The sequence below is a fragment of the Plastoroseomonas hellenica genome (assembly GCF_018129085.1).
GTDB classification, from domain to species: Bacteria; Pseudomonadota; Alphaproteobacteria; order Acetobacterales; family Acetobacteraceae; genus Plastoroseomonas; species Plastoroseomonas hellenica.
In genome coordinates, this window is sequence record NZ_JAAGBB010000002.1 from 55,685 (window position 1) to 73,016 (window position 17,332).

Sequence of the window (17,332 nt, forward strand, 5' to 3'; positions counted from 1 at the left end):
CTACTCGTCCCCTGCGATCACCGCGAATGAGGCGTTCGGCATGGGAGATGCGCCCAATGATCAGGGCAGGGCGGGCGCGCTGCGGCCCGCCGCGCCGCGCCCCGGTCCCTTCTTCGGCTGGCGGGTGGTGGGGGCTGCCTTCATCGTCGCGGTCTTCGCCTGGGGCGTCGGCTTCTACGGTCCCTCGGTCTTCCTGCATGCGCTGCATGCGGAGCGTGGCTGGCCGGTCTGGCTGATCTCGGCCGCCATCACCTGCCATTTCCTGCTCAGCGCCCTCATCGTCGCCCGCCTGCCGGCACTGCATCGCCGCTTCGGCCTGGTGGCGGTGACGCGGGCCGGCGGCATCGCGGCCGGGCTCGGTGCGCTCGCCTGGGCGTTGGCGCCGGTGCCCTGGCTGCTCTTCCCGGCAGCGCTCATCAGTGGCGCGGGCTGGGCGGCGACCAGCACCGCCGCGATCAACGCCATGGTCGCACCGTGGTTCGAGCGCCGGCGGCCCGCCGCGCTTTCCATGGCCTATAACGGCGCGAGCATCGGCGGCGTGGTCTTCTCGCCGCTCTGGGCGATGCTGATCGCGGGCCTCGGCTTCGCCGCCGCGGCGGCGATCATCGGCGCCGCGATGGCGCTCTGCCTCTGGTGGCTCGCCGGTCGCTATTTCCAGCGGACGCCGGAGGCGCTCGGGCTGCGGCCGGATGGCGAAGAGGCGGGCGCGGCGGGGGCTGCGGCGAAGGACGGGGAGGAAGGGCGGCGATCCCTGGCGGCTGATAATGCGGCCTGGCGGGACCGGCGCTTCGCCACGCTCTCGATCGGTTTCGCGCTCGGCCTCTTCGCGCAGATCGGCCTGATCGCGCATCTCTTCTCATTGCTGGTTCCGGCGATGGGCGAAGCAGGCGCCGGCGCCGCGATGAGCCTCTTCACCGGCTGTGCGGTGCTTGGGCGCCTGCTGCTCGGCGCCATGCTGCCCGCGGGTGCGGATCGCCGCATCGCCGCCGCGCTGAATTTCGCGGTGCAGATCGCGGGCAGCCTGATGCTGCTCGCCTCGGGCGGGACTTCGGTGCCGCTGCTGCTCGCGGGCTGCGTCTTCTTCGGCCTCGGCGTCGGCAATCTCGTCTCGCTGCCGCCGCTGATCGCGCAGACGGAATTCGCGCGGGCCGATGTGGCGCGCGTCGTCGCGCTGGTGACCGCGGTCAACCAGGCGGCGTTCGCCTTCGCGCCCGCTGTCTTCGGCGCACTCCGGGACCTGGCCGGCGGGAACACGACCTCCATGCTCGCCGCGGCACTGGTGCAGGTGGCCGCGGCCGCGGTGGTGCTGGCCGCGCGGCGGACCAGGGCGTGACTGGCGCTTGCCTGGAGCGGAGCGGTTCCCCGATATCGAATACCCTGGCAGTCTTGCGGCCTAGAGGAGATCGCCATGTCCGCCGCCGCAGCCCTTTTCGCCATCCTCGGCGCCTTGCTGGTCGGCGTGATCAGCCCGGGCCCGAGCTTCGTCCTGGTCTCCCGCATCGCCGTCACCCGCTCCCGCCTGCACGGGCTGGCGGCGGCGCTCGGCATGGGCATCGGCGGCACCATCTTCGCGGGCCTCGCGCTGCTCGGCCTCGCGGCGCTGCTGAGCCAGGTGGAATGGCTCCACCTCTCGCTGAAGATCGCCGGCGGGCTCTATCTTGCCTGGCTCGGCATCCGGATCTGGCGCGGCGCCGGGGACCCGCTGGCGCCGGCGCAAGCCGATGCGCCGCAGGGCGCCTCGTTGTTCCGCTCCTTCTCCTTCGGATTGCTGACCCAGCTCAGCAATCCGAAGGCGGCGATCATCTATGGCAGCGTCTTCGCCGCCATGCTCCCGGCCTCGCCACCCACCTGGCTGGTCTCGGCCTTGCCGCCGCTGGTCTTCGCGATCGAGACGGCCTGGTACGCGATCGTCGCGCTGGCCTTCTCGGCCCGCCATCCCCGCGCGCTCTACCTGCGCGGCAAGCTCTGGATCGACCGGCTCGCCGGGGGTGTGATGACGGCACTCGGCCTTCGCCTCCTGCTCGATGCGGTCGGAACCCGGAGGCCCTGACGCGCGTCAGTCCACGGTCGCGCCGGAGGCGCGGATGATCGGCGTCCAGGTCGCGATCTCCTCCCGCACGAAGCGCTGCGCGTCGTCGAGGAAGAGGCGTCCGGGCGCGGTCGCCGTCTCGGCATAGCGGCGCTGCACCTCGGGCGTCGCCAGCGTCTCCCTGACAGCCTGCGCCAAGCGCTCGAGGATCGGGCGCGGCGTCCCGGTCGGGGCCGCGATGCCGGACCAGCCATCCACCACCAGGTCCGCAAAACCCTCCTCGCGGAAGGTCGGGATGTCCGGGAAGGCGGGCACGCGCTCGGGCCAGGTATGAGCCAGTGCGCGCAGCGCACCGCTGCGGATATTGGCACTCGCCGCCGTCAGGCTGTCGACCATCATCGGCAGCACGCCGGCCGCGATGTCGGTGACGACAGGCGCCGCGCCGCGATAGGGCACATGCGTCATCTGGATCCCGGCGGCCTGGAGGAAGCGGACCATCACGAGATGCGGCATGCCGCCGGTGCCGCTGGTGCCGTAGCTCAGCCCGTCCGGTCGCCGCCGCGCTTCCGCCACCAGCTCCGCCAGGCTGCGGATCGGCAGGTCGGGGCGCACCAGGATCAGGTAGGGCGTGCTCATGACCATCGCGACCTGGGCGAAATCCCGATCCGGGCTCCAGGCGGCGCGGTCGCCGTACAGCACCTTGCCGACCACCATGGCGCTGATAAGCGAGAGCACCAGCGTGTAGCCATCCGGCGCGGCGCGCGCGACCTGCCCGGTGCCGAGGGTGCCACCCGCCCCCGGGCGGTTCTCCACCAGCACCGTCTGGCCGATCCGGCGGGAGAGCTCGGCACTCAGGATGCGCGCGATGATGTCGGTGGTACCGCCAGGCGCGAAGGGCACGACGAGGCGGATCGGCTGGGCGTTCGGCCAGGGCGCCTGCGCGAAGGCCGGCGCCGCGAGGCCGGACAGCGCGGCGGCGCCGAGGCCACGGCGGGACAGCGTCATGATATCAGGCTCCTTGGCGAAGGTCATGGCGCGTCGGCCAGGATGCGCAGCACCGGCGCGACGGCGACTGCCGCGAAGACAGACAGTACGGGCATCTGGGCCTCGTCGTAATGGCCTGCGCCATGCAGCAGGTTGAGGGCGCCGAGCGTCTGCCCGTCCCAGCGGATTGGCAGGTTCACCGCGCCCTCGCAGCCAAGCGAGAGGATCAGCGCGTGATCCGGGAAGGCGCGGATGATGTCCGCGCGGTCGCGGCAGAAGCGCGGACGCCCTTCCTCAACCACCAGGCGGTGGAACTCGGTCTCGCGCCGCAGCGGTTTCTCGCCGAGGATCGGATAGGCCTCCGGCCGGCTGCTATAGGCGCGGCGGCTGACGCCGCGCGTCGCGTCCAGCACCAGCACGGTGAAGAGGCGATGGCCGACGGCCTCCGCCAGCGCCGCATCCAGCGCCGCCAGCCCGGTATGGGGCTGGCCCGCCGCCGCGAGCCCGGCCGCCGCGCGGCTCAGCGCCTCCATGCTCACGCCACGGTCTGCGCGGCGAGGTTCTTCGGCGCGCGCGTCAGCACCTCCGGCTTCGCCCCCACCACCACCGTGTCGTCGTGGCGGAAGCCGCCAAGGCCCCATTCATAGAGGCCCGGCTCCGCCGAATAGACCTCGTTCTCGAGCAGGGGGCGGGTGTTGAAGGCCATATCCTCGGGGAATTCATGGCCGAGCGTGCCCATGCCATGCCCGGTGCGGTGCAGGATGAGCTCGGCGCAGCCGGCGCGTTCGATCACCGCCTGTGCCGCGGCGTCGATCGCGCAGACCGGCTGGCCCGTGATGGCGGCCTCGCAGGCCGCCTCGTTCGCGGCGCGCGCCGTCTCGAACAGGAAGGCCTGGCGCGGGCTCGGCTTGCCGCAGAACCAGGTGCGCTCGTTCTCCACCACCAGCCCGTTCAGCCTGGGGATGACGATGTTGACCAGGCCATGCCCGGTCTCGATACGCTGGCCGGAGGAGCGGCCATCGCCATGCGGCGCGCAGCTCGGCGGGCCCGAGAGCGTCCAGCAGCGCAGGATCTCGAGCTGCTCGCCCGGGAAGCGGCGGGCGGATTCCTCGGCCATCGCGGCGGCCATCGCCATGTCCATCTCCTGCACCAGGCGGCCGGGGCGGATCGCTTCCCGGTAGCGGTCCTGCACCCAGTCGGTGAGGGCGGCGATCTCGCGCAGCAGGGCGATCTCCTCCGCATGCTTCACCCAGCGGAGCGCGCGGCAGCCGGCCGTGGCATTCTCGAGCTTCGCCTGCGGCAGCAGTGCTGCGGCGCGCGCCAGCATGCCGCCGGCGGCATCCGCGCCGATCCGTGCGCGCGCCAGGCCGGCGCGGCGCAACCGGTCCGCCACCATTTCCGGCCATTGCGTTACCAGCGGCAGGCGGCGGGCGAGGCGCGGATGCTCGGCGTAGAATTCGGCGTCCGCGACCCAGAGCTTCCCGGCCTCGGCGCCGAAGCGCCAGTGGTTGGTCGAGAGCTCGTTCAGGATGACGAAGGGCGCGCCGTTGCGCGGCACGATGCAGGCGATCGGCCGTTCCCAGGGCTGCACATCGGTATGGAAGTTGGTCACGAACTGGAAGAAATCGCTCTGGGTGAAGGCGAGGGCATCATAGCCTTCGCGGTCCATCAGGGCCTGCATGAGGCCGAGGCGGTGGTCGCGAACGGCGGTGCCGAGAAAGGCCATGGCGGCGGGTTCCCTTTCTTGTGGTGGGGTGTTCAGCCCAGGCGCAGGCCGCGCCGGCGGATGAAGGCGCCCCAGATCGCGCTGTCGCGCTCGAAGCTCTGGCGGATGGTCGCGGGGGAGCCCTCGATGGGGTCGAGATAGACCTCCCGCAGGCGCTGGCGCACCGCCGGGTCCCGCAGCGTCTTCTGCAGCGCTGCGTTCAGGCGCAGCACCGGCTCCTCCGGCATGCCGGCGGGGCCGACCAGCGCGTACCAGCCGGGCATGGTCGGCGCCTGCAGGCCAGCCTCGTGGAGCGTCGGCACATCGGGCAGGTCCGGCAGGCGGGCGTCGAGCAGCACGGCGAGCGGCACGATCGTGCCGCTGCGGATATGCGGCAGCAGGGACCCCACCACGCCGAGCATGCTGTCGGTCTCGCCCGCGATCAGGCTGTTGAAGGGCGAGACGGCGCTATAGGGCACATGCGTCAGGCGGATATCCGCGGCCTCGGCCACCATCTCCATGGCGAGATGCGTCGAATTGCCGTTGCCGGCGCTGGCGTAGGTCAGCTCCCCCGGCCTGGCGCGGGCACGTTCGAGGAATTGCGCCACCGTGGTGATGCCGCTGCGCTTGCTCGCGACCAGCATGAAGGGCGTGTCGACCACCGGCGCGACATAGGTGAAGTCCCGCACCGGGTCGTAGGAGAGGCTGGCATAGAGGAAGGGGTTGAAGGCGAACATCGAGACGCCGGCCAGCATGACCGCGTGGCCGTCCGGGCGCTGCTGCTTCAGGTAGGCGGCGGCGAGGTTGCCGTTGGCACCGGCGCGGTTCTCGATGATGACGGGCTGGCCGAGCTCGCGCGCCATGGCCTCGGCCAGAAGCCGCGCGACCACATCGGTCAGCGTGCCGGCGGCGAGCGGCACCACCATCCGGATGGGCTGGTTCGGGAAGCCCGGCCTGCCTTGCCCGAAGCCCGGAGAGGACGCACCGAGGGCCGCGGTGATGGCGGCGACGGGCAGGAGCCGGCCGAAGTCACGCCGTTGCATGGCTGCGGTTCCTTGTCAGGGGCTGCGATTGGCGAGCGGCACTACATTCTGGAAGCTCAATAAAAAACAGACTGACCTGTTTTTATTTTTCGGTCAAGATGCGATTCCGGGCCTCGGATCACGGCGGCTTGCGCGCCGCCCCGGGGTATTCGCGTCGTGCGATCCGCGGGAGAAGTGGGGATCGATGACAGGCACGGCGATGGATCAGGCGACGCGGCCCGAAGCGGCCATCGGCAAGCAGGCGCGCCGATCCGCGGAGATGCGGCGGCGGCTCTGCCAGGCGGCACTCGATGCCCTCTGCGAGGTCGGGTACGATTCACTGACCACCCCGATGATCGCGGCGCGCGCCGGCGTGTCGCGCGGCGCGCAGACGCATCACTTCGCCACCAAGGCCGACATGCTGGTGGGGGTCCTGGAATACCTGGTGCAGATCTGGGACGAGGCGCGGCTGGCCGCCTTCGGCGGCAAGGATCTCAGCGACGTGCCGTTCGACGTCTATCTCCGCTTCGCGTGGCGGGAGATCTTCGGCAAGCCGAGCTACATCGCGGCGCTGGAGCTGATGCTGGCGGCGCGGGTGGACAAGGCGCTCGGCGAGCGGCTGCGGCAGGTGCTCGATTCCATCGTGGGCGATCGGAACCTGCGCTGGCGCCAGTTGCTGCGGTTTCCCGATGTGCGGCGGGAGGAGCAGTTCCAGTACATGACGCTCTGCCTGCTCCGCGGCATGGCGATCCACGCGAGCTTCAACCGCGGCGACGACGTCAACGAAGCCGTCCTCGAAGCCTGGATCGAGATCGCGGACAAGCTGATCGCGATGGAGCGGCCTGGCGCGGGTGCGAAGTCCTCGAGGCGCGCGCGGAAGCCGGTGCCGCGCTGAACCTCAGGCTGGTATGCTCCGCCGCCGAGGCGCACGCGATCACAGGCGCTTTTCGAGCACGATGAACCGCAAGGCGCTGGGCAGCCCCGCGTCGCCACCGCCGAGGCCGGCGGTATGTGCCTCTCGCCTGCCGGTTGGCCGATAGCCGCGACGCTCATACCAGGCGACCAGATCACGCCGCGATTTGCTGACGACTATCCTCGCCTGGGTCGCGCTCCGGTCGGCGGCGAACTGCTCCGCATCTTCCAGCAGGGCGCGGCCGATCGCCGTTCTCCGGAACTCCGACGCGACGGCCAGCATCGAGATCGTGCAGGCCCCCATATCGTTCATCTCCACGGCGATGCAGCCAAGTAGCATCGGGAAGGTGCCGGCCCTCCGCACCAGGATGATTGTCGAAGCCCTGCCGATCATGGCTGCGGCCTCCTCCGACGTCATGCCCGGAAGCGGTTCCGCCGCTTCGATCCCTCCTCGGCGCGGCAGGCTCCAGTCAGCGCTGTCCAGGAGCTCCGCCACGGCTCGGGCATCGGCTGCCGTCGCAATCTCCGACCGCATGACCTTCTCCTGCCAGCCGTTACTCGCGGCTACGCATGGTCCCGGAACGCTTGCGGCGGCGCCATTGCCAGGCGAGCGCAAGGATCACCTCCGTCGCGAGAAGGAGGACCAGCACCTGGACGGCCAGGATTGAGGCATTGGCGTTCGGTGCGATGGATGCCGCGACATGTCCGACGCCGATGAAGAGCATGTTCCAGACGGCGATCCCCGCCATCGTCGCGGCGGTGAAGGATCTCATGTCGGCGCGGAACAGTCCGGCGATCACCGGAGAGATCAAACGGACGGTCGGGACCAGTTGCGAACCAAAGACCAGAAGCCGCTGGTGGCCGCGGAAGGAGACGAGCACGCTGTCGACCCGCTTCGACGACATCCCGGCGAGGCGGCCGACGGTCGTCAGCAGCCGATGGCTCCGGTCTTCATTGAGGGCAATGGTGAGTCCATAGAGCAGCAGGCACCCCGCAACACTGCCACCCATCGTTGCCGCAACGGCGGATGCCACCGGCCAGGCGCCGTCGGCGGCGGCGATGCCGATGGCGACGAGAACACCGTAGGAGGGCAGGATCGGCACGAAGCGCTCAGCCAGGCCAAGGGCGAAAAGGCCGGCGATGCCGTATGCCGCGATGCACGTCATGAGGACGCCGAGCGGGTCCATGGGACACTCCCATCCTTTCAAAGCGGCTTGCCGCTACGCCTGATCCGGCGCCGTCCGCGGATGGAACGGATGCCCTGCGGCCAGGCGTGGCTGGCGCCGGCTGATGCGGTAGACCGCAGCGGGCGGGATATTGGCGAGTGCCCGGCCGATATGGGTCGCCTTCAGTCCCAGCCGGTCGAGCAGCGCACGCGGTATCGGACAGGTCGGGCCATAGGTGAATTGGTAGAAGGCGCCGTCCGGCCGCAGCTTGGCGAAAGCGCCGTCCAGGATGGCGATGACCTTGCGCGGCGGCATCGACAGCACCGGCAGGCCGCTGACGACGGCACCGGCCGGCGTGCCGCCAAAGAGCTCGACGCCCTTCAGCCGGGAGGCATCCATCCAGAGGGTGCGGGCACGCGGAAATCGGTGGTGCAGCTTGACCGCGAATTCCGATCCGTACTCGATCAGCGCCAGCTTCTCCTGCGCCACGCCCCGCGCAATCAGGGCGCGGGTGAAGGCGCCGGTGCCGGGCCCGAGCTCCACGACCGGCCCCGTCTCCGCGGAGATCTCCGAGGTGATGAGGCTCGACAAGGCTCGCCCGGACGGCAGCATCGCCGCAACGCGCAGCGGATTGCCGAGCCACGCCCGGAAGAAGCCGAATGCATCGGCGAAGGTGCTGTCGCTCATCGGTCCGCCCCTGGTCTATCGTTGTGATCGGCATCGTCATGTCGAAGCCTGTCGTCCGGCTTCGGCGCGGCGCCCATCGCGCCGCCATGGCGCGCGAGCCGGTAGGTCCACACCCGCGCCGGCCAGAGATTCCACCAGAACAGCCCCGCTGCCCTTGCCCGAAGCCCGCGCCTTGGCATCGGAATGGGAGAGCGCGGGATGCCGGCGATCTGGACGAAGGGCGCGCCTGACAACGCGGCATGCAGGCAGCCCAGCACCAGGCGCAGCCGCTGTCGTGCCGGACGGAGCATCAGAGGCGTGCCGGAGACGATGGCAGCCGCGGGCTGCCGCAGCCTTCGCAGCAGGCCCGGCGCGGCATAGGCATCCGTCTGCACCACCCGGGCGGCAGGCCAGCGCCTGCGCAGCGACGCGCAAAGCCTGGGATCGGCCTCGATCAGCACGAGGCGCGCGGGGATCACCCCGTGCTCCACGAGCGCTGCCGTCATGGCGCCGATGCCGGGCCAGAGCACGACCACCGGCCCGGATCGGCCGGGATCGATCCGCGCCGCCACCGCCCGCGCCAGTGCGGGGCCGGTCCAGTCGAACATGTCGTCGTCCAGAGCACTGGGCCGGGCCCGGAGGAGGACGCCGCCGGTGCACCGCGGCAACTGCGCGCCAGGGACGGAACTCATGCCGCGTTCTCGCGCAGGACGCTGCGGGTGCGCCTCTCGCCGATGGTCTCGGTGACCGCGAGCGGCAGCGAGCGCAGGCGACGACCGGTGGCGGCGTGGATCGCGTTGGCGATGGCCGCGGCGACCGGGACGATGCCGGGCTCGCCGGCCCCGCCCGGTGGCAGGTCGCTCGGCACCATCTCCACCACCACCTCGGGCGCGTTGCGAAGCCGCTGCATGGGGAAGTCGTGGAAGTTCGATTCCACCACGGCGCCGTCTTCGATGGTGATGGCGCTCATCAGCGCCGTGGTGACGCCGAAGAGGATGCCGCCTTCCATCTGCGCGGCCACGGCATCGGGGTTCACGACGATGCCGACGTCGATCGCGCAGAACACACGGTCGACGGTGACCTCGCCATCGGCCGCCACGGTGACCTCGGCGACCTGGGCCACCACGCTCTCATAGGCTTCCTCGATGGCGATGCCGCGTCCGCGCCCGGGCGGCATGGGCATGCCCCACCCGGCCAAGGCCGCCACGCGGTTCAGCACGGCGAGGTGGCGGGGGCTGTCGCGCAGCAGTGCCCGCCGATAGGCCACCGGGTCCGCCCCCGCAGCGGCCGCGCATTCGTCGACGAAGGATTCGGCGAAGAAGGTGTTGAAGGAAAAGCCGTTCGAGCGCCAGGCGCCGATCGGCATGTGGCTTGGCACATGCTGGCTGCGCACGCGCCGGTTCGGGAAGCTGTAATGGGCCTTGTCCAACCCCTCGAGCGTGAACCGGTCGCCGCGCGCGCTGCCGCCATTGCCGAAGGGGAGATTGCGGCTGGCTGCGGATTGCTGCATCGCCTGGGCGGCGACGCGGGCATCATAGGCGATGGGCAGGCCGTCCGGCCCGAGGGCCGCGCGCAGCCGGGCGGCGGCATGGCTGCGGAACACGCCGCGCCCGATATCCTCCTCCCGCGACCACATCAGCTTGACGGGACGTCCCCGGTGCCGCGCCGCCAGGAAGGCCGCCTGGACAACCACGTCCATTTCGCTCCGGCGTCCGAAGGCACCGCCATTCATGGTGATGTGGCAGGTGACGGAAGATGGATCGACATTAGCCAGGCCGGCGCCCCTGTTGACGCCCCAGCGCATGAACAGCGGCGACTGCGAGGGACACCAGGCTTCGGCGGCGCCATCGCCATGGATGATGACGGTCGCGTTCATCGGCTCCATGCAGGCATGGGCCAGGAAAGGGGCCGTGTAGGTCGCTTCGACCACCCGCGCCGCGCCGGGCCGGAAACCCGCTTCGACATCGCCCTCCGCCAGATGGATATACGGGTCGTCGCTGTCGAGCGCGGCGTGAAGCGACGCGGCGAGGCCAGCGCTCGTCACCCCGTCCGCTTCGGTGCGCGTCCACTGGACGTCCAGACGCTGTGCCGCCGCCTCGGCCTGCCACCAGGAGCCCGCGACCACCGCCACGCTCCGCCCGTCGATGACGGCGACGTCGATGACGCCCGGCTGGGCGCGGACCTCGGCCGCATTGACCAGGCGCGCAACGCCCGCCCCGAACACAGGTGCCTGTCGGATCGCCGCGTGCAGCATGTTCGGCAGCACCACATCGGCGCCGAACACCGGCTCTCCCCTGACCTTGCCGGGCAGGTCGACGCGGGGCTGCGACCGGCCGATCAGTCGCCAGGCGGAAGCCGGCCTGAGGACGGGCTCGCGCGGCGGCGGCACCGCGGCGGCATCGCGTGTGAGAGCGCCATAGGGGATGCTGCGACGGGAGGCGCCGTGGTGGACGAAGCCGTCGGAGGTGGTGAGTTCGCCAACCGGCACGCCCAGGCGCGCGGCGCCTGCCGTGACCAGCATGTGGCGCGCCGCGGCACCCGCGATGCGCATGGGGAACCACAGGCCCATCGTCGAGCTGGAGCCAGCGGTGTTCATCAGGGGCAGCAGGCCCAGCGCACGCTTGGCCGCCCACATGACGGGGCCATGCGCATCTTCTGGGCGTGTCCGCAGCGGCGCGGCGTAGTTGGTGTAGACCGCCAGTTGCTCGACCGGGTGCTCGACGCTGATGAGGTCGTCGAAGGGGATGTCCAGCTCCTCGGCCACCAGCATGGCGAGCCCGGTGTGGATGCCCTGGCCCATCTCAGTCCGCGGTGCCTGGATCACCACGCGGCCGTCGGCGTGGACGGCGACAAAGGCGTTGAGCACCGCGCGATTGCCGTCGACGAAGCCGTCAGGCCCGTCCATGTCGACGGTCGCGAGATAGCCGACACCACCCACGGCGGCGACCAGGGCGGTGCCGCCCACGGCCGCGCCGGTGAAGAGGAAGCCGCGGCGGGAGAGGAAGCGGGGCATGGCGGGCTCCTCAGCCCTGGGCCTGCGCCGCGGCGGCACGATGGATGGCGCGACGGATGCGCGGATGGGTGCCGCAGCGGCAGATGTTGGTGATGGCCTCGTCGATCTCCGCGTCGGTGGGCCGGGGCGTGTGCGCCAGCAGCGCCGTGGTGGCGATGAGGAAGCCCGGCTGGCAGAAGCCGCATTGCGGCACCTGCTCGTCGAGCCAGGCCTGTTGCACGACGGACAGCGTGCCGTCCGCACGCGCGAGGCCTTCCACCGTCACCACCGATGCACCGGCGATCGCGCCGAGAGCGACCGTGCAGGAGGGCGTCGACTCGCCGTCGATCAGGACGCGGCAGGCACCGCATTGGGCGACGCCGCAGCCGTATTTGGGGCCAAGCAGGCCCAGATCTTCGCGCAACACCCACAGGAGGGGCTTGTCGTCTTTCCCGGAGATATCCACGGGAGAGCCGTTGACCGTGAGGGACACCATGATGGCCTCTGCTGTCTCGCTGCTGCTCATGCGCCGTCGGAAAGAACCGCGGCGAAATTCCGAGGGATCGCTGACTGCGATTGGTTACTCGAAGCGGGCTTTGGTCAGCCTCTCGGAGATCTGCCAAAGGCGCGCAGCCGCGGCGGCGTCCTTGGCCAGCGGCGGCACCTTCGCTTCCGCCGGATGCCCGCGCATCTCGCTCATCTTGTCCGGGCCGTAGTAGGTGCCGCCCCGCGCCTCGGGTGAGGTGGCGGCGAACAGCGTCGGGAGCGCGCCCTGATCGGCCGGCTGGAACAGGAACCACAGGAATGTGCGGGCCATGCCGGGAGCGCTCCAGCGACCGGCGCCGTTGTGCAGAAGGTCCGTCCGCGAGATGCCGGGATGAGCGGCGGCGCTGGCGATCCCCCAGCCATCGCGGTCGCTGCGGCGCTGAAGCTCGAGCGCGAACACGAGTTGCGCGAGCTTCGATTGGCCATAGACCGCCATCGGCTGGTATCGGCGCTGCGCCTGGAGATCGTCGAAGTCGATTTTGGCACTGCGCGCCGCGAGGCTGGAGACCGTCACCACGCGGGGCTTGCTGCCCTCCCGGAGCAGGGGGAGGAGCTGCGCCGTCAAGGCGAAGTGACCGAGATAGTTGGTGCCGAACTGCAGTTCGAAACCGTCAGCGGTTTCCTGCCGCTTCGGCGGCGTCATCACCGCGGCGTTGTTGATGAGCACGTCGAGACTGGTGCGCTTCGCCCGAATTCTCTCTCCGAAGACGGCGATCGACGCCAGGTTCGCGAGGTCCAGCTGCTCGAAGCTGACCTTCGCGTCGGGGACAGCCTTGCGGATAAGGCCTATCGCCTCGGTGCCCTTGGCGGTGTTCCGGCCGGCCAAGATCACCTCCGCACCGGCACGGGCGAGGGCCAAGGTATCCTCGAAGCCGAGGCCGCCCGTGCCGGTGACGACGACGGAGCGTCCTCGCTGGGGCGGAATGTCGGCTGTGGTCCATTTTGCCATGTCGCTGTCCTTGCTGGGGCGCCTTGCCAGCCCGGGCGAGGCTTCCTGCCGCCTTGCCGAAACTTAATATATAGAAGAGTGACTAGTCAGTCAATAAGGGAGCAGGATTGCCCCGCTTCAAGGACCCAATTTCCTGGCTGGGCATCAAAGGAGCCGAGGACGTTGGAATGCGCTGCGACGGTGCAGACCGCGCGCGGCACGCCGCCGCGTCCGTCGAGCATGCAAGGCGGGGTGACGCTGCGGCATGGGCGGGATAGGCCTGGGCTGATGTAGGCGGCAGGGCTGATCCACGGCTGACCTATAAGTCTAATTGCGCGACCAGACACTCTCTTATGTGTTACGGAATGTGAGGACGAGCGGCATGGCGAGGCCGAGAAGCGACGAACGGCGAAGCGCAATCCTGGCGGCGGCGATCCGCGTCATCGCCGCCGAGGGGCCGAGTGCGGCGACGGCGGCGATCGCCAAGGAAGCCGGCGTCTCCAACGGCTCACTCTTCACCTACTTCGGGACGAAGGCCGACTTGCTGAACCAGCTCTATCTGGACATCAAGAAGGAGATGGGCGCCGTCATCCTGGAAGGGCTTTCGACCGAAAGCGACCTCCGCAGCCAGATGCTCCACGTGTGGCGCCATTGGCTCCGCTGGGCTATGTCCTGCTCTGAAAAGCGCCGGGTTCTCGCGCATCTGAACGTATCGGACGATATCACCCCGGAGACCCGAAAAGTCGGCCACCAGGCCATGGTCGGCATCGAGGCGCTGCTGGAGCGGAGCCGCCAAAGCGGCGCGCTGCGCAATGCTCCACTCATATTCGTCGCGGCGCTGGTGAACTCGATTGCGGATACGACGATCGACTTCATGATAAGGGATCCCGCCAATGCCGGCGCGCATTGCGATGTCGGCTTCGAGGCGGCATGGAAGGTGCTCTCGTAGTGTCCTGAGTGGCCCGCCTACACCGCCGGCGGGTTGAGCCGCGCGAAGCCCTCCTGCCGGTAGTAGGGAAAGTAGGGGTAGGGCGCGGTGACGGCGCTCGCCGCATCGAGCCGCGCGACCTGCTCCTGCGTCAGCGACCAGCCGACGGCGCCGAGATTCTGGCGGAGCTGCGCCTCGTTGCGCGCGCCGATGATCACCGAGGCGACGGTCGGGCGCCGCAGCAGCCAGTTGATGGCGATCTGCGGCACGCTCCGGCCGGTCTCCTCGGCCAGCGCATCGAGCACGTCGATGATGTCGTAGAGCTTCGCGTCATCCACGGGAGGGCCGAGCGTCGCCGTCTCGTGCAGCCGGCTGCCCTCCGGCAGCGGCTGACCGCGGCGGATCTTGCCGGTCAAGCGGCCCCAGCCCAGCGGGCTCCAGGCGAGCGCGCCGACGCCCTGGTCGAGGCCGAGCGGCATCAGCTCCCACTCATAGTCGCGCCCGACGAGCGAATAGTAGACCTGATGCGCGACATGGCGCGGCCAGCCATGCCGGTCCGCCAGCGCCAGCGACTTCATGAGCTGCCAGCCGGCGAAGTTGGACGCGCCGATGTAGCGGAGCTTGCCGGCGCGGATCAGCGCATCCAGCGTCGACAGCACCTCCTCGATCGGCGTGCGGGCATCGAAGGCGTGGAGTTGCAGCAGGTCGATGTAATCGGTGCCGAGGCGGCGCAGCGCATCCTCGACCGCGCGGATCAGGCGCGGGCGGGAGGAGCCGGCATCGTTCGGCCCGTCGCCCATCGGCAGCGACGTCTTGGTGGAGATGATCACCTGGTCGCGCCGGCCCTTGATCGCCTCGCCCAGCACCGTCTCCGACGCGCCGTTGGAATAGACATCGGCGGTGTCGAAGAGAGAGACGCCGGCGTCGAGGCAGATATCGACCAGGCGGCGGGCTTCCGTTGCATCGGTGGTGCCCCAGGCGCCGAACAGCGGCCCGCTGCCGCCGAAGGTGCCGGCGCCGAAGCTGAGCGCCGGGACCCTGAGGCCGGAGGCGCCGAGATGACGGTATTCCATGATGTGCAGTCCTGATGACGGAGGGGATTCAGGCTTCGGCTGCGCGTGGGCCGGCGTCCGCCGCGCTCCGCGCCCGCTCCAACCGCAGCGCGAGGAGGGCGACGGCGAGGGCGGCGATCGGGAAGATGACCGCGACCCAGGTGACGGCATGCAGGCCGCCGGTATCGAGCGCGACGCCGCCCACCCAGGCGCCGAGGGCGTTGCCGAGGTTGAAGGCGGCGATGTTGAAGCTCGACGCCAGGCTCTTCCCCGCGCCCTCGGCTTTCTCCAGCACCCAGAGCTGCAGCGGCGGCACCGTCGCGAAGCCGGCGGCGCCGAGAAGGCCGACGAAGAGCACCGCGGCGATGCGACTTTCGATGGTGACTGCCATCAGCAGCAGCACGACGGCGAGTGCCGCGAAGCTGCCGAGCAGCGCCGGCACCAGCCGCCGGTCGGCGGCGCGGCCGCCGAGCAGGTTGCCGATGACGAGGCCGCCGCCGAAGACCAGCAGGATCGGCGAGACCGCGTCGATGCCGAAGCCGGTGATGCCGGTCAGGATCGGCGCGATATAGGTGAAGACCGTGAAGACACCGGCGAAGCCGAGCACCGTGGTCAGCAACCCCAGCAGCACCGGCAGCCGGCCCATGGCGCGGAAATCGGCGCGCCAGTCGGACGCCTCGGGCGCCGCGCGGTCGCGCGGGACCGCGAGCGCGATGATCGCCAGCGCCACGACGCCGACCAGCGTCACCGCCCAGAAGGTGGCGCGCCAGCCGAGATGCTGGCCGAGCCAAGTGCCGAAGGGCACGCCGAGCACGGTCGCGACGGTGAGGCCGGTGAACATGATGGCGATCGCGGAAGCGCGGCGATCGGGCGCCACCAGGCCGGTCGCGACCACCGAGCCCACGCCGAAGAAGGTACCGTGCGCGAAGGCGGTCAGCACGCGGGCGCCCATCAGCAACCCGTAGCTCGGGGCCAGGGCGCAGGCGAGGTTGCCGATGGTGAAGATCCCCATCAGCACCAGCAGCGTCGTCTTGCGCGGCCAGTTGGCGGTCAAGGTGGTGAGCAGCGGCGCGCCGGCGACGACGCCGAGGGCGTAGCCCGAGATGAGCAGGCCGGCCGCGCTGGTCGAGACGCCGAGATCGGCGCCCACCTCGATCAGCAGGCCCATGATGACGAATTCGGTGACGCCGATGCCGAAGGCACCCGCGGTCAGCGCATAGAGGGCGAGAGGCATGAGGATTCCCCGGAGCGGCTGTGTTGCGGTGCGAGATGGACCCAGGGCTTCCGGTGCGCTAGACGCCTGGTAAGAACATCATTTGTGAGTTGAGTGCATCAATGGAGCCGCTCGAGCGTCTGACCGGAGGGCCGAATGGCCCGGAGGTCTGAATCGGAGGCGCCATCGACCAGGCGTCCGATGACCGGAGGGCCGAATGCCCGGAGGTCTGAATCGGACGCGCCATCGACCAGGCTCAATCGCTCCGGGGAGATGGAGGTCTTCGTCCGGGTGGTGGAGGCGGGCGGCTTCTCCGCCGCCGCGCGGGATGCGGGCATGACGCCCTCCGCGGTCAGCCGGCTGGTGGCGCGACTGGAGGCGCGGCTCGGCGCCCGTCTGGTCAACCGCTCGACCCGGCGCCTGCAACTCACTGCCGAGGGCGCTGCCTTCCACGAACGGGCGATCCGGGTGCTGGCGGACCTCGAGGAGGCGGAGCGGGCGGCCGGCGCCGGTGTGCGGCCGGCCGGACCGGTCCGGATCAACACCAGCGCCTCCTACGCCATCCATGTGCTGGGACCGCTGCTGCCGGAGCTGATGGCGGCCTGGCCCGGCATCACCTTCGACATCGTACAGACCGACCGGGTGGTCGATCTGCTGGCCGAGCGGGCCGACATCGCGATCCGCGGCGGGCCGATGAAGAGCTCGGCCCTGGTGGCACGGCGGCTCGGCGAGACACCGCAGATGATCGTCGCCTCGCCCGCCTACCTCGCGCGCCACGGCATGCCGGAAAAACCGGCCGATCTCGCGCGCCATGTCCGGCTCGGCTTCGGCTATGCGCGGGCGCTGGAGGGCTGGCCCCTGGTGGGCGAGGCGGGGCTGCTGCCGGCCGGGCAGCGGGTACGGTCCAGCGATGGGCACGGCCTGCAGCAACTCGCGCTGGCCGGGGTCGGGCTGGCGCGCCTGTCGCTGTTCACGCTGCGCTGGGACCTGGCAGCCGGGCGGCTGGTGCCGGTGCTGGAGGCCTACAACCCGGGCGACCGGGAGCCCTTCCACGCCGTCCATCTCGGCCAGGGCGGCCCGCTGCCGGCGCGCATCCGGGTGGTGCTGGATTACCTGGCGGAACACGGACGTGTCGGTTGAGGATTGGCTGGCCAATGAAACGTGACCGGCCATTGTGGTCGCGGCACGA

18 protein-coding genes are annotated in these 17,332 nt (G+C 70.3%); 5 read left to right on the top strand and 13 right to left on the bottom strand.

The window, feature by feature from the left end:
• Nucleotides 1-40: 40 nt before the first annotated feature.
• Both GXW71_RS01870 and GXW71_RS01875 read left to right on the top strand, forming a co-directional pair.
• A complete protein-coding gene (locus GXW71_RS01870) occupies nt 41-1,333 on the top strand; it encodes an MFS transporter (RefSeq protein WP_211850690.1) in 1,293 nt (430 codons plus the stop codon).
• A gap of 75 nt (nt 1,334-1,408) precedes the next feature.
• Nucleotides 1,409-2,050: a LysE family translocator gene (locus GXW71_RS01875; RefSeq protein WP_211850691.1), complete on the top strand. Its 642-nt coding sequence runs from the start codon at nt 1,409-1,411 to the stop codon at nt 2,048-2,050.
• A gap of 6 nt (nt 2,051-2,056) precedes the next feature.
• On the opposite strand, the gene GXW71_RS01880 is transcribed toward GXW71_RS01875, so the two are convergent.
• The 4 genes from GXW71_RS01880 to GXW71_RS01895 are packed head-to-tail and all read right to left on the bottom strand — an operon-like array spanning nt 2,057 to nt 5,761.
• Nucleotides 2,057-3,034, bottom strand: coding sequence for a Bug family tripartite tricarboxylate transporter substrate binding protein (locus GXW71_RS01880; RefSeq protein ID WP_211850692.1), 978 nt, complete (start codon nt 3,032-3,034; stop codon nt 2,057-2,059).
• 23 nt (nt 3,035-3,057) lie between these two features.
• The gene (locus tag GXW71_RS01885) at nt 3,058-3,546 is read right to left on the bottom strand and encodes a GAF domain-containing protein (RefSeq protein ID WP_246526220.1); all 489 of its coding nucleotides are present in this window, start codon (nt 3,544-3,546) and stop codon (nt 3,058-3,060) included.
• A 2-nt stretch (nt 3,547-3,548) separates the two neighbouring features.
• Complete coding sequence (locus tag GXW71_RS01890) at nt 3,549-4,739, bottom strand: M24 family metallopeptidase (protein ID WP_211850694.1); 1,191 nt, start codon at nt 4,737-4,739, stop codon at nt 3,549-3,551.
• A 32-nt stretch (nt 4,740-4,771) separates the two neighbouring features.
• Nucleotides 4,772-5,761, bottom strand: coding sequence for a Bug family tripartite tricarboxylate transporter substrate binding protein (locus GXW71_RS01895; RefSeq protein ID WP_211850695.1), 990 nt, complete (start codon nt 5,759-5,761; stop codon nt 4,772-4,774).
• A gap of 184 nt (nt 5,762-5,945) precedes the next feature.
• On the opposite strand from GXW71_RS01895, the gene GXW71_RS01900 reads away from it, so the two are divergent.
• On the top strand, nt 5,946-6,635 hold the full coding sequence (locus GXW71_RS01900; protein WP_211850696.1) for a TetR/AcrR family transcriptional regulator: 690 nt from the start codon (nt 5,946-5,948) through the stop codon (nt 6,633-6,635).
• 39 nt (nt 6,636-6,674) lie between these two features.
• Here GXW71_RS01900 and GXW71_RS01905 read toward each other — a convergent pair whose 3' ends face one another.
• From GXW71_RS01905 to GXW71_RS01935, 7 genes are all read right to left on the bottom strand, one after another.
• Complete coding sequence (locus GXW71_RS01905) at nt 6,675-7,187, bottom strand: GNAT family N-acetyltransferase (protein WP_211850697.1); 513 nt, start codon at nt 7,185-7,187, stop codon at nt 6,675-6,677.
• Nucleotides 7,188-7,206: 19 nt separating this feature from the next.
• On the bottom strand, nt 7,207-7,839 hold the full coding sequence (locus GXW71_RS01910) for a DedA family protein (RefSeq protein WP_211850698.1): 633 nt from the start codon (nt 7,837-7,839) through the stop codon (nt 7,207-7,209).
• A gap of 33 nt (nt 7,840-7,872) precedes the next feature.
• Nucleotides 7,873-8,505 carry a class I SAM-dependent methyltransferase gene (locus GXW71_RS01915; RefSeq protein WP_211850699.1) on the bottom strand — a complete coding sequence of 211 codons (633 nt, stop codon included), beginning with the start codon at nt 8,503-8,505 and terminating at the stop codon, nt 7,873-7,875.
• On the bottom strand, nt 8,502-9,092 hold the full coding sequence (locus GXW71_RS01920; protein WP_211850700.1) for a class I SAM-dependent methyltransferase: 591 nt from the start codon (nt 9,090-9,092) through the stop codon (nt 8,502-8,504). Before GXW71_RS01920 ends, GXW71_RS01915 begins: the two co-directional genes overlap by 4 nt.
• Nucleotides 9,093-9,172: 80 nt before the next feature.
• Entirely contained in the window at nt 9,173-11,497 is a 2,325-nt protein-coding gene (locus tag GXW71_RS01925) for a xanthine dehydrogenase family protein molybdopterin-binding subunit (protein ID WP_211850701.1), read from the bottom strand.
• 10 nt (nt 11,498-11,507) lie between these two features.
• Nucleotides 11,508-11,972, bottom strand: coding sequence for a (2Fe-2S)-binding protein (locus GXW71_RS01930; RefSeq protein WP_211850702.1), 465 nt, complete (start codon nt 11,970-11,972; stop codon nt 11,508-11,510).
• A gap of 84 nt (nt 11,973-12,056) precedes the next feature.
• Nucleotides 12,057-12,971 (bottom strand): SDR family oxidoreductase, encoded by a 915-nt coding sequence (locus GXW71_RS01935; RefSeq protein ID WP_211850703.1) that lies wholly within the window; start codon nt 12,969-12,971, stop codon nt 12,057-12,059.
• Between the two features lie 310 nt (nt 12,972-13,281).
• On the opposite strand from GXW71_RS01935, the gene GXW71_RS01940 reads away from it, so the two are divergent.
• Nucleotides 13,282-13,899, top strand: a complete 618-nt coding sequence (locus tag GXW71_RS01940; protein ID WP_211850704.1) for a TetR/AcrR family transcriptional regulator — start codon at nt 13,282-13,284, stop codon at nt 13,897-13,899.
• Between the two features lie 17 nt (nt 13,900-13,916).
• Here the strand turns inward: GXW71_RS01940 and GXW71_RS01945 are convergent, their stop codons facing one another.
• Entirely contained in the window at nt 13,917-14,951 is a 1,035-nt protein-coding gene (locus GXW71_RS01945) for an aldo/keto reductase (protein ID WP_211850705.1), read from the bottom strand.
• Between the two features lie 28 nt (nt 14,952-14,979).
• Nucleotides 14,980-16,164, bottom strand: a complete 1,185-nt coding sequence (locus GXW71_RS01950) for an MFS transporter (RefSeq protein WP_211850706.1) — start codon at nt 16,162-16,164, stop codon at nt 14,980-14,982.
• Nucleotides 16,165-16,344: 180 nt separating this feature from the next.
• Here GXW71_RS01950 and GXW71_RS01955 point away from each other — a divergent pair, with 180 nt between their 5' ends.
• Nucleotides 16,345-17,283 (top strand): LysR family transcriptional regulator, encoded by a 939-nt coding sequence (locus GXW71_RS01955; RefSeq protein ID WP_211850707.1) that lies wholly within the window; start codon nt 16,345-16,347, stop codon nt 17,281-17,283.
• Nucleotides 17,284-17,332: the final 49 nt, after the last annotated feature.